The 12,823-nt window shown below is 69.8% G+C and carries 5 protein-coding genes, 1 tRNA gene and 1 pseudogene; 4 read left to right on the plus strand and 3 right to left on the minus strand.

From position 1 onward, the window contains the following. Positions 1 to 186 precede the first annotated feature (186 nt). On the minus strand, positions 187 to 9,606 hold the full coding sequence (locus tag NRB20_RS15660) for a type I polyketide synthase (RefSeq protein ID WP_153410883.1): 9,420 nt from the start codon (positions 9,604 to 9,606) through the stop codon (positions 187 to 189). Between the two features lie 388 nt (positions 9,607 to 9,994). Between NRB20_RS15660 and NRB20_RS15665 the strand changes: the two genes are divergently transcribed. From NRB20_RS15665 to NRB20_RS15680, 4 genes and pseudogenes are all read left to right on the plus strand, one after another. After that, a tRNA-Leu gene (locus NRB20_RS15665) sits at positions 9,995 to 10,078 on the plus strand. 385 nt (positions 10,079 to 10,463) lie between these two features. After that, positions 10,464 to 10,709 (plus strand): annotated as a pseudogene (locus tag NRB20_RS15670) (Hsp20/alpha crystallin family protein); the annotation flags it as partial. Positions 10,710 to 10,741: 32 nt separating this feature from the next. Beyond that, entirely contained in the window at positions 10,742 to 11,059 is a 318-nt protein-coding gene (locus tag NRB20_RS15675) for a hypothetical protein (RefSeq protein ID WP_153410884.1), read from the plus strand. A 339-nt stretch (positions 11,060 to 11,398) separates the two neighbouring features. Then, positions 11,399 to 11,626, plus strand: a complete 228-nt coding sequence (locus NRB20_RS15680) for a hypothetical protein (protein WP_153410885.1) — start codon at positions 11,399 to 11,401, stop codon at positions 11,624 to 11,626. A gap of 188 nt (positions 11,627 to 11,814) precedes the next feature. On the opposite strand, the gene NRB20_RS15685 is transcribed toward NRB20_RS15680, so the two are convergent. Beyond that, positions 11,815 to 12,033: a DM13 domain-containing protein gene (locus NRB20_RS15685; protein WP_153411113.1), complete on the minus strand. Its 219-nt coding sequence runs from the start codon at positions 12,031 to 12,033 to the stop codon at positions 11,815 to 11,817. A gap of 122 nt (positions 12,034 to 12,155) precedes the next feature. Then, a complete protein-coding gene (locus NRB20_RS15690) occupies positions 12,156 to 12,806 on the minus strand; it encodes a hypothetical protein (RefSeq protein WP_153410886.1) in 651 nt (216 codons plus the stop codon). Positions 12,807 to 12,823: the final 17 nt, after the last annotated feature.

Here is a 12,823-nt window from a genome sequence, read left to right on the forward strand (position 1 = left end):
ACTCCTCGTCGTAGTGCGGGGGGTGAAGTGCGGGCGACGTGAGACGGACGGGTTGTCCCACGACCGTTTCCGCCGCGACTACCCGCCGACCTTACGGGATCGGCGCGCGGTCGCGGCGGAAACGAGTTGGTGTGCGGCCCGGCGTCGTTCCTCCAGGGGACGAACGACGCCGGGTGCGATATGTCGTTATTCTGCGAGAGCGCCTGTGCTGCAACCACCCTGGGCCAGATACAGCCCGTCCGAGCCGAGGCGAGCCTGCTCCGAGAGCAGCACATCGGCCTCGAGCTGACGGGACTGCTTGGCCGGGGTGCCGTCACCGCCGAGCCGCCGGTCCGCCGGACGCTCGTACATCGGCGCACCGCCGCACATGGCCTCGGTGAACCGCTGCCGACCGTGCACCCGACGTTCCTGCGCCCGCCGCTGGTACTCCTCGCGACGCTCCGGGTCGATCGCCTCGAGGAACGCCTGCGGGTGCACGATCGCCAGCAGCCCCGAGACGTGCCCGAAGCCCAGCGAGGTGACCAGACCGGCCTTGAGCGCGAACCGATCTCCGAACCGCAGCGGCTCGCGCGCCCACACCAGGTGCGGGTACTCGGCCATCTTCTCGTCGACGCAGTCCAGGCTGCGGTTCGGCGGCACGACGCCCTGTTCGAGCACCTGGCACAGACCGATCATCTGGAACGCGGCCGCACCGCCCTTGGCGTGCCCGGTCAGCGACTTCTGCGACACCACGAACAACGGCGCGCCCTCGGAACGTCCGATCGCCGTGGCGAGACGCTCGTGCAGCTCGGACTCGTTGGGATCGTTTGCGCCCGTGGAGGTGTCGTGCTTGGACACCACCGCGACCTCGTCCGGGGTGACACCCAGCTTGCGCAGCGCGGCCGCGAGCCGGGACTCCGCACCGCCACGCCCCGCGCCCAGCGCACCGAGTCCGGGCGCGGGGATCGAGGTGTGCACGCCATCGGCGAAGGACTGCGCGTAGGCGACCACGCCGAGCACCGGCAGGCCGATCTCCAGCGCGATGTCACCGCGAGCCAGCAGAACCGTTCCGCCGCCCTGGGATTCGACGAATCCGCCGCGGCGGCGGTCGTTGGCGCGGGAGAAGTACCGATCGCTGATTCCCTTGGCGCTCATAGCCGCCGAGTCCGCGGTGGCCGACATGTCACCGAAGCCGACGATGCCCTCGATTCCGAGATCGTCGTAACCACCGGCGACCACCAGATCGGCCTTGCCGAGGCGGATCTTGTCCACACCCTCCTCGACCGAGACCGCCGCGGTGGCGCACGCGGCGACCGGGTGGATCATGCCGCCGTAGCTGCCCACGTAGGACTGAACCACATGTGCCAGAGCGACATTCGGCAGCGCCTCTTGGAGGATGTCGTTCGCCCGCGGCTCGCCGAGCAGGTTGTCGATGTACAGCGAGCGCATCGAGGACATGCCGCCCATACCGGTGCCCTGGGTGTTGGCCACCAGCGACGGGTGCACCCAGCTCATCAGTTCGGCCGGGCTGAAGCCCGAGGACAGGAACGCGTCCACGGTGCAGACGATGTTCCAGAGCGCGACCCGGTCGATCGAGGCGGCCATATCCGCGGAGATACCCCACTTGGTGGGATCCCAGCCGGTCGGGATCTGCCCGCCGACCGTCCGCGACAGCTTGGCCCGGCGCGGCACCCGAATCTCGGTGCCCGCCTGCCGAATCACCTGCCAGTCACTGGAATCCGCGACGGGCGTGATCACGGTGTGCTCCGGATCCGCGGCGTAGAACGCGCGCGCCTCGGCCTCGCCGTTGACCACGAAGGTCAGATCCTTGTCCAGGAACACCGAGGTCAGCAGCGGCGCGGTGTTCTCGGCCATCGCGCCGTCGTCACCGTAGCGGCGCACGCCACAGCGCTCGACCACGATGTCGTGGTACCGCTCGGCGATCTCCGACTCGTCCACGTACTCACCGGATTCGGCGTCGTACCAGCCCGGCTTCGGGTCGCTCTCCCAGGTGACCAGTCCGGTCGTCCAGGCCAGCTCGAGCACGCCCGCGGCCGAAAGCTCCTCGGAGACTTCGAATTCGAAGCGGGTGCGCGCCGAACCGTACGGGCCCAGCTCGCCCGCGCCGACGATCACCACCATATCGCTGAGATCCGCTGTGACAGCGCCCCATTCGGGCGTCGGCAGCGCCGAGCTCAGGGTCGGCGGGCAGGGCAGCGCGGCGATGGTCGGAGTCGAATCCTGTTCCTCCGCAGCGGATTCGGCCTCGGCCTGCTCGCGGGCCTGCTTGGCCAACTCGGGCAGGTCCAGCTTGGCGCGGGCCAGTCCGCCGGTCAGGTCGATCTGCTGCGGGCCGGATTCGCTGACCACGCGGGCCTGTCCGGTGCACCACTGCAACAGCTGCTCGGCCATCTCCTCGGTCGACCAGGTCTGCACCCCGGCCGCTTCCACGGCCTCGACCAGCGGATCGTTACCGCCCATCAGGCCGGTGCCGCGCACCCAGCCGATCAGCGCGTGCACCAGGGTGACCCGCGCCGACCAGGACTTCTCCGCACGCCACTTGGCGACCACCGCGTCCAGCGCAGCCTTGGCCTCGCCGTACGCGCCGTCGCCGCCGAACATGCCGCGGTTGGGCGAACCCGGAAGCACCACATGCAGTTTCGCGTCGACATCGTGATCCGCGCCGATCGCGGACAGGCCGCCGATCAGCCGCTCCACCGACCACAGCAGCACCCGCATCTCCATTTCGGCGCGTGCACCGGCGTCGGAGAGGTCACCGGCCACCCGGGGCGCGGCGAAGGGCAGCAGCAGCGTCGGGGTCATCGCCGGCTTGACGAGAACCTTTGCGCCACCGGCATTGTCGATCTGCTCGTTGCCGACCCACTCGATCAGGGCGTCCACGTCGGCGTAGGAGGCCATGTTCGCGGGCAACACCCACAGCGCCGCGCCGTGGCGGGCATTGTCGCGGTAGAGCTTCTTGTAGAACGCGAGGCGCGCGTCGTCCAGCTTGGAGGTCGTCACGATGACGGTCGCGCCGCCGGACAGCAGCCGCCCGGCCGTGGCCGCGGCGATGGAACCCTTACTGGCGCCGGTGATCACGGCGATATCCGCGGACCAGGTCCCTGGCTCGACGGTGTCCAGCGCGGCCTCGGCGATGCGCTCGTACTGCGCGGCCAGCACCGACCGGGCCTCGCCCATCGCGCGCTTGCGCCACCAGTTCGCCTGTGCGGCAACGGCTTGTCCCGCACCGACGAAACCGTCGACGCTCTCCTCGCCATCGCTGCCCAGCCACAGCCGGGCCAGATCCTCACGGGCGGTCGCCCAGCGGTCGTCGATCAGCACCGCGCGGCGAGCGTCGAAGGCCGGGGCGACCAGGCGCGGCCAATCCGAACCCAATTCGGCGGCAACGAGATCCACCAGCGAGTCGTCCGACGCCTCGGGCGCGGAGACCCGGTCGGACAGACCGAGCTGATCGAGCACCACGCGGGCCGCGGTGGCGAGCACGCCGTCGCGTCCGGTGATCTGCTCGGTGAATTCGCCCAGCGCGGCGGCATCGACGGTCGCACCGCCGCCACCACCGGCCGCGGGCAGCGACACCGCCACGCCGCGACGCGCGGCCACCGACTGCACGGCCGCGTCGATCGCGGCGTCCACGGCGGCGCCGTCACCCAGCGCGCCGGATACCAGTCCGCCCAGGTCACCACCGCGAATGCTGGCACCCTCGCGGGTGCCGAGGGACACCTCGGCGGTCACGTGGTGCGCCCAGCCGTCGCCCAGTTCCCAGACCTTCTTGACACGTTCGGCGATCGCGGCGGGCCGCTTGCCGGACGGGCCGAACACCTTGCGCAGGTGGTCGCCGATGGCGTCGGACAGCACCGAGCCGAATGGCTTGTAGGTGCGGGCCAGCCGCTCCACCGTGCCCGACAACGCGCCCATATCGGCGTCGGCGGCACCGTCGATCGCGCCCAGGGACAGTTCCGAACCCAGGTCGACCAGCAGCTGGTTGCGGCGCGAGGACACGCCGTCGCACAGGCCCTCGATGGTGTCCACCGGGCCGATCTGATCCATCCGCAGCTTGGTCCACAGCGCGATGAGCACGCGGGTGGCGTCGGCGGCGGTGAAGGAGATGTCGTCGGGGCGCGGGCCACCGGACGGGGCCGCCGGGGCGGCGGCAGCGACGGGAGCCGCTGCGGCAGTGGCGGTTTCGGCCGGAGCCGCGACCTCTTCCGGCTCGTCGACCGGGGCGGGATCGGTGTCGGTGGAATACACCACACCGGCCTCGCGCTCGATGTTGAGCACCTCGACCTTCGCACTGCCGAACTGCGGCAGCTTGAGGGTGTTGCTGGCCAGGTTCGCGACGGTAGGCGTTGCGGCCAAACCGATTTCGACGAACCGCTCGACGTCCAGACCACCCTGATCCGCGCCGGTGAACAGCAGATCCTGCGTCTCGATCCAGCGCACCGGGCTGGCGAACTGCCAGGCCAGCAGCTCGATCAGCACCACCCGGCACAGCTCCGATCCGCGCGCGGACCAGCTGTCCCAGTCCGCCAGTACGGCCGAAAGCGGTTCGGAGGGAACGTAATCGGCGATCTCGGCGATGAACTCGCGATCCAGCGAGAACGGCCGCGGCACCAGGTTCGGGATGTAGCGCCCGGTCAGTACCTCCGGGTGCAACTCCTGCGGCAGCAGCTCCTCGAGCTTGCCGCGGAATTCCGGAACGCCCTTGCGCAGCACGGTCGAGTGGAACGGCACGTCGATGCCGGGCACCAGGATGAACGCGCGCTTACCGCCGAATTCCGCACGGCGACGCTCGATTTCGTCCTCGAGCCGCTCGAGTCCCTTGACAGTGCCCGCGATCGCGTACTGCGCGCCGCGCAGGTTCAGGTTGACGACCTCGAGGAACTCCCCGGCCTGCTCGCTCACGCTCGCGACCCAGTCGATCACCTCGGCGTCGGGCAGCCCGATCTGCGACGGGCGGATGGCGGCCATCCGATAGTCGCTGCGGCCCTGGGCATCCCGCGGCACCAGCTCGTGCATGGCCGAACCGCGCTGGAACACCACCTCGAGCACCGCCTCGAGCGGCAGCACACCGGCGACCGCGGCCAGCGCGTTGTACTCGCCGACCGAATGTCCGGCCAGCATCGCGCCCTCGACGAACGCGCCCGCCTCACGCAGCTCCTCGACCTGCGCCACACCGAGCACGGCCATGGCGACCTGGGTGAACTGGGTCAGATGCAGCACGCCCTGCGGGTGCCGGTACTCGACGCCGCGCGCCTTGAGGTAGGTCGGGTTATCCCGGACCACGGCCAGGATGGAGAAGCCCAGCGCCTCGCGGGTGTGCTTGTCGGCGCGCTCCCAGACCTGCTTGGCGGCCTTGGAGCGGGAGCGGGCATCCAGGCCCATCCCCTTGGTCTGGATGCCCTGTCCGGGGAAGGCGTAGACGGTCTTGGGCGCGGCCAGCCGGCCCGTACCCGTCATCACCAGGTCGCCGTCGATACGGCAGGACACCTCGACGATCTCGCTGCCCGCGTCGACCGCGACACGCTCGACGCGCACGTCGATCTCCGCGCCCGGCCGCACCATGCCCAGGAACCGGGTGGTCCAGGCGGTGACGCTGCGCGGGGGCAGCGGGGAGGACGGGTCGATCGCCGAGACCGCGTGCTGCGCGGCGGCCGAGAGCCACATGCCGTGCACGATCGGGCTACCGAGGCCCGCCAGCTTGGCGGCGTTGTCGGAGGTGTGGATGGGGTTGTGGTCACCGGAGACCGCGGCGAACGCGGCCATCGCGCGCGGGGCCAGGATCTTCACGTCGCGGCGACGGCGCCGCGGGGTGTCGGTCGCGTCGTCCGAGACCGTTCCGGCGGCACGCGGCGGATCGGTGAGTTCACCGCTACCGTTGCGACCGCGAATCGCGAAGCGCTCCACCAGCTTTGCCACCACCGGGGTGTCCAGCCCGTGATCGCGCATGACGCCGACGGTGACGCTCACCTCGACCACCCGGCCCAGGTCGGTGTCCAGCACCGCACCGGATTCCGCGCGCACGGCCAGTACCGCGTGCTCGTCGGGCAGGGCATCGGCCAGTTCGATCCGGTGATCGAGGTGGACCAGGTCCAGCATGCCCTCGATGACGCTGCCGCCCGCTTCGGTGCGGGTCGCGCCCAGCACCGCGAACACTGCGGGCCAGCACGCGCCGACCAGCACGTCCGGCACGATGCGGCCGATGGTGCTCAGCGCGGCGGGCAGACCCGAACCGGTGACACCGGCGTGGTCGGCGATCAGATCCGGCGTCCAGGCCAGATTGACGTGCGCCACATGGGTGCTCTGCTCGATGCCGCTCGAGCGGGGGCCTTGCGTGGTTACGCAAGCTGCCTCCTCCAGGCCCTGACCGCTCGAGCGGGCGGCGGACTTGACCTCCGGCAGCGACTGCCCGGCGGCGACGGCCAGCAGCGCGGACATCGCGGCCGAGGCGTCGTCCTCGGAGACGACCGGCGCGCCACCGTTGTAGGCCGAGGCGGGCACGGTCAGCCGAATGCGAACGCTCGCACCGGAATTCGTCTCACGCCCGGTCAGACGGGCCAGCGGCACGCTCAGCTCGACGTACGCGTTGTCGGCGTCGGGCCCCTCGACCGCGGCCAGCGTGGCGCCGGTCGAGCGGTGGTACGCGCCCGCCTCGTCGACGACCCACTCGCGCGGGTCACCCAGGCGGTGCACCGGGTTCGGCGCGGTGCGTCCGGCCCACTGCACGTCGGGCGCGGCCAGCACCAGATCCACGGCGCCGGCGATGACGTCAGCGCGGCGGCGGCCGTCCACGGCCAGCGGCGTAACACCCTCGCGGACAAGCGAATACGCGGCGTCCTGCTCGAAACGGTCCAGCAGCTCACCGACCGGCTCGTCGACCCGGGTGATCCCCGCGACCGCGACGGTGCCCGGGATGACGCAGACCTGATCGGCCGAGTAGCGCGGATCGTGCGCCTGCCACAGCGAATCCGAACGCCACCAGCGGCGCACGTCGCGGTCCACGACGGGCACGAAGTTGACCGGCTTGCCCGGGGTCTTGCACAGCGAGACGAAGAACGGCACGTCGGCGGGGTGCAGCACGGCCTCGGCAACGGCCGGGTACTGCTCGGTCAGCGTGCAGATCGCCTGCACCGGAGCCTCGAACGCGTCCTCGCTCGCGAAAAGCGTTGCGATTTCCCCACGGTCGGCCGGGTTGAGCCGGGATTCGGTGCGGCGCACCATCTCCGCGAACCGGTCACGCCAGGTGATGTCCAGCCAGACCGAGCTGGTGGCGTCGGCGATGGCGTCGCCCAGGTCGGTGCCGCAGTCGAAGTCCTTGCGGCGATCCAGGCCCACGGCCAACTCGACGTAGCGCTCCAACCAGTCCAGGTAGGTCATCGTGGTCAGATCGCCGAAGTACGGCTTGGCGGTGCCGTTCAGCGCGGCGATGATCTCCTCGCGACGCTCGGCGACCGCGTCGGCGTCACCTGCGACCTCGTCCAGCAGACGGCCGGTGCGCGAGGCGGCGTTGTCGATCTCGTGGATGTCCGCGCCCAATTGGCTACGGCCCGAAGCCATTCCGCCGTTCGCGGTGCCCGCGCCGACCCAGTCCGGGGTGCCGGGGGTGTCCACCAGCAGCTGCTTGACCTCCGGCGCGGTGGTGGCCTCGAGGGTCGCCATCGCGGCGGTGCCGACCAGCACGCCGTCCAGCGGCATCACCGGGTAGCCGTGCACCTGCGACCAGCGGCCGGTCAGGTATTCGGTGGCGCGCTCGGGGGTGCCGACGCCGCCGCCGACGCAGACCACGACGTTCGCGCGGTTGCGCAGCTCGGCGTAGGTGTCCAGGAGCAGGTCGTCCAGGTCTTCCCAGGAGTGGTGACCACCGGCGCGACCGCCCTCGATGTGCATGATGACCGGGTAGTCCGGCACGGCGTCGGCGATGCGCAGCACGGCGCGGATCTGCGCGACGGTGCCCGGCTTGAACGCGACGTGGCTGATGCCGACCTCGGTCAGCTCCTCGATCAGCGCGACGGCCTCGTCGAGTTCGGGAATTCCGGCGGTGACGATGACGCCGTCCAGCGGCGCGCCGGCCGCACGGGCCTTCTGCACCAGGCGCTTACCGCCCAGCTGCAACTTCCACAGGTACGGGTCCAGGAACAGCGAGTTGAACTGCACCTGACGGCCCGGGTGCAGCAGCGTCTTCAGTTCGGCGACGCGATCGGCGAAGATCTGCTCGGTCACCTGACCGCCACCGGCGAGCTCGGCCCAGTGGCCCGCATTCGCCGCCGCCGCAACGATTTTCGCGTCGACCGTGGTCGGAGTCATGCCCGCCAGCAGGATCGGCGAACGTCCGGTGAGCCGGGTGAAGGAGGTTTCGACCACGACCCGGCCGTTGGGCAGCCGAATCGGCTTGGGCGCGAACGCCGTCCACGGCGCGGCGACCGCGGGGGCCGCGCCCGGGGTGAACAGCGCGCGCTGGCCCGGCCGGGTGGCCGCGGCGACGATGCCGACGCCGGTGCCCTTGAGCGAACCCTGCGTCAGACGGGTCAGCAGATCGCCCGGACCCAGATCCAGAATCCATTGCGCGCCTTGTGAAACCGCGCTCTCGACGATGGACACCCAGTCCACCGGATCGACCAGGATCTGCCGGGCGAGTTCACCGGCCAGTTCGGCGTCGATACCGCACTTGGTGGCCCAACCCGACACCAGATCGACGGTCTCGGCCAGCGCCGGGTGATGGAAGCCGATCTCGACCTCGACGTCCTCGAACACGGGCGCGAACACCGCGCCGCCGCGCTTCTTGGCCTCACGATCGTGGGTCTGCTCGGCGTTGATCTCCGCGCACCGCTGCCGCACCCGATCCAACTGGGCGACGGTGCCGGACAACACGACCCGGCGACGTCCGTTGCGAATCGACAGCACCGCGGCCGCGGCCGGATCCACACCCTCGGCCACCTCGGCGACGATCGCCTGCAACTGCTCGGGGTCCACATTGGACACCGCGACCATCGGGGACTTCTCGCCCACCGGAATCAGCCCGCGCCGCCGCGCCACGAGAGTGGCTGCCGCACCGATCAATTGGGCCACCGCGAGCAGTTCGGCATCGCGCGAGCCGTGCTCCTGCGCGGCCTTGGCCGCCAGCAACCCCTGCGAATGCCCGACCACCGCGACCGGCGCCTGCTCGGCCGGATCCAGCCCCTGCAACCGCAGCGCCCGCAGCGCGGCAACCTGACTCAGGAACACACCCGGCATGGACACCGCCGCCGAGCGCAACATCTGCGACGAGGGCGCGCCGGAGATCTCCTCGGAGTCCTCGTCGGCGAGTTCGTCCTCCAGCATCCAGGCCACCGGGTCGAACCCGACCGGCCGGACCACCAGCAACTGCTCGGCGACCGGCCCCAGCAGCGCTGCGGCCTCGTTCACCAGCGCGGTCAGCTCGGGCTCGAGCGCGCTGTCGCGCCCGATCTCCTCGAGCTCGCCCAGCCACTGCGCCCCCTGGCCGCCGAAGGCCAGCGCATAGGCCTCACCGGCCAGCAGTCGGTCCACAAGCGACGACTTGATACCCGTATCGGGAACCCCCCCGGAAACCTTCGCGGTAGATCCGGTCCCGGTGCTCTCGTTGATCGTCAAGACGTTCGACTTCCTTCTCGTGGTGGCTCGCCCCTGCACTCGGGACCGCACCTGGCGTGCACAGCGCACTCCTCGGCCCTGAGGACTGATCACTGGCGAGGATGGCACAAAATCATGAGGAAATCCTCACGTTTGCCACCTCCCCGTCCGGCTACCGCCGAGTATTCCGGCACACCCGTACAAGAATCCCGCCAAACATGACCCTCCCTCACGTTTGAACCCCCAGCTGAGACGGGTAACCCCCGTTCAGAAAAGCTGAGGCCCCCTCACATTGACCGTTACCCGATCGTTATAATACCAGGTGGTGTTACCCGCGAGTACGAAACGCCGATCCAGCGCTTCGCTCCAGCCGCCCCGCCCGGTAGAGTTTGGACGGTCGTACCATCACGCGCGAGTGGCGAAATTGGCAGACGCGCTGGATTTAGGTTCCAGTGTCCTAACAGACGTAGGGGTTCAAATCCCCTCTCGCGCACAGATTCCCGGCAGATTTGCTGGGTTTGCGTGCCGTGTGTTCGAGCGCACTCGAACACACGGAGGTGACCTGGGAAATGCGCACCCACCTGCGGCAACTTCTGACGGATCCGCCAGGATCGGCTACCGATGACCCCGGTGTTCCGGACACCGGACGGGAACGGGGCCGCCCGTGATTCCCCCGCTCATTCCGCCGCAGGCACCGTTGGAACAGCTGATCCGGGGTTCACTGCCCGGTCCGCCGGAACCCAGCCCCGTACCCGATGACGACATCCTGTACGGCGTTTCGACACTCGGCGAGGCAGGCAGAGTCCTCGACCGGTATGTGATGGCAGCCCGGGTCCCGAAGGGGTGGCGCCGAGTCGCGGTGGGGGTGTCGGTCACGACGGGTCGTGGTGGCCGTGCGCGCCTCACGCCCGGAACTGGACCAGGGACGGTCGATGATCGCCGCGGAACGCACCCGCGGGGTGTTCTCCCGTCAGTTGTTCCTCGGGGAGAATCTCGACACCGACGCCATCCGCGCCGACTACCGCGACGGCGTCCTGCGCCTGGTGATCCCGGTCGCGGAGAAAGCCAAGCCCCGCAAGATCGAGATCAGCCGCCACGACGAGCATCAGGCGATCAACGCCTGACCCGGGCCGCAATCACGGGAGGTCCTGTGATGATGGCTGAGACGGTGTGCACGACCGGTTACGCGCCGACCGAGGTCGCAGACGAGCTGTCGTGGCCCGATGCCCGGCTGCTGGAGTCCGATCCGGATCTCGAGGAGTTGTTCGCCGAGATCGACGAGGTCCTGTGCCGGGCCTGGGCCCGGTGGCGGTCCCGGCCGCCGCGCGAGCATCGCGCGCCCCGGGACCGGCCCGGGCACGCGGTGGCCGCGCAGGCGGCACTGTGTCCGGGACGCCGACCGGCCGCCGTGCCGGGCCGCCCGCGCGGCCCGCCCCTCCGCGGGCGCGCGGCGCTCTCGGTGCGTTCCCGATGACGAGACGAAGTGAGGTGATGCCCGTAGCAGACACCGAAGACCCGCACGAAACGTTCTCGCACAGAAGCATTCTCGCGACAATCCGGGTCGGCGACCCGAGCCCGAGGCCCGCTCAGCGATACAGGCGCGTCAGGACTCCCCTTCTCCGGCGCGTGCGCAGCCACTGTGGTGGCATCAGCGGCAGGGCCCGGTTCGCCACCCCGTGCGGGAACATCACAGCAGTCCATGTTCAGACTCTTCCCGTCCACGGGTGAGCCCGGTCAGCACGAACGCTTCCGGGCTCACCCGGCCCCTTTCGCTCAAATCGATCACACGATGATGTTCGAGGGAGGGACCGCCGTGACCAGTACCCGGACCACCATCACCCCAGCAGGCAGCGACTTCGACCGCGCCGGGCAGAACCTTCCCGCCCACGACGGCGACCGCGACATCGGCCTGGACACCACCACGCTGACTCCACCAGCCGAAACGGTGCGCGCCGCGATCGACCCCGCCGACCGTATAGACCAAGCCTGGATCACCCCACTCGACTGCGATGACGACCACGACTACAGCCCCGCCGACTGACCACACCCCGAACAGAGGATTCGGCACCCCACCCTGTTCCGAGGAGCGGTGTCCATCCGAACGAGTGCAGGGTTCCTCCAGGGCAGAGACGTGGTGTCCTGTCCGGCCAGGGCCTCCGCAACATCACGAGAAGAGGTGGCATCGCTCGCCATGACGGGGCGATGCCGGACCGTGGGTGTCGTTGGTGATCAGGGCCGGGCGAGAGTGGCGGCGCCGGAGGACACGCTGAAGCGCTCGCACCAGATCGCCACTGTGGGAAAACCGGTGAGGTCCGTTCCGGGCGGGACCTCGTAGTTCTGGTTGCCCTGGTTGCCCTTCAATGCGCCGAGGTCGATGTGGCGGCCGTCGTCGAGGTTGTGCCAGTCGTCCGGGCTCAGCGGCTGATCGGTGAGCCAGACGCCGATCAGTGGTCATCGCGCCGCACGGCGTTACAACGCCACAGATGTGGACTCACCGGGGAGCCCGCAACAGCGCCGCCACCGCCCGGCCGATGATGGCCGAGCGGCACAGCGGCGAAACTTCTTACGGCTCAGCCATTCTCGGCCGATTCAAGCGGGGTCGCGGCTACCGCGGGACGCAGATGCTCGGGTTCGATCTCCGTGGAACTCTGCGCGCGCACGGTAGCCAACCGGTCGGCGGTCTCGTTACGAATCCGATCGACCTGCGCCGCGAATTGCGCTTCGGCCTTTTCCAATTCGGTGACGGCCAGATCTGCCGCCTGCTCGGCCAGCAGAGCACGCCGCTCCGCGACCAGTACCTGCTCCGCCGCCGCGCGGGTGATCGCCTCGATCCGAGCCTCGGCGACCGCGGAATCGGTGATGACCGCCAACTCCTCCAGGTAGCCGGGCAGATCGGCGGACAGCCGTTCCAGCAGATGAACCAGTGCGGCGCGAGACTGCATCGCAGCGTCCACGGCCCTATCCGGCGCCGGTTCCGGCACGTCCGCGGCGGTCGGCGCAATCGAGCTGCCATTCTGTGTCCCAACGGATTTCGCCTCCTCACGCTCCGACTTCCGCTGCTTGCGGCGGGCCCGGAGTCGGCGGAATACGCCCAGTGAGTTGTGGTCCGGGTTCGCGCAGTACTGTGGCGCGGCCGCCGGAGCGCCGGGCTCGGCCGGTTCGGCACGGTTTTCGCAGCCTGGGTAGGCGCAGGTGGGGATGGATTCGGTCGCTTGTGTCATCGTGTCTCCAAACTTCG

This window comes from Nocardia macrotermitis (genome assembly GCF_009604405.1).
Lineage (GTDB): Bacteria > Actinomycetota > Actinomycetes > Mycobacteriales > Mycobacteriaceae > Nocardia > Nocardia macrotermitis.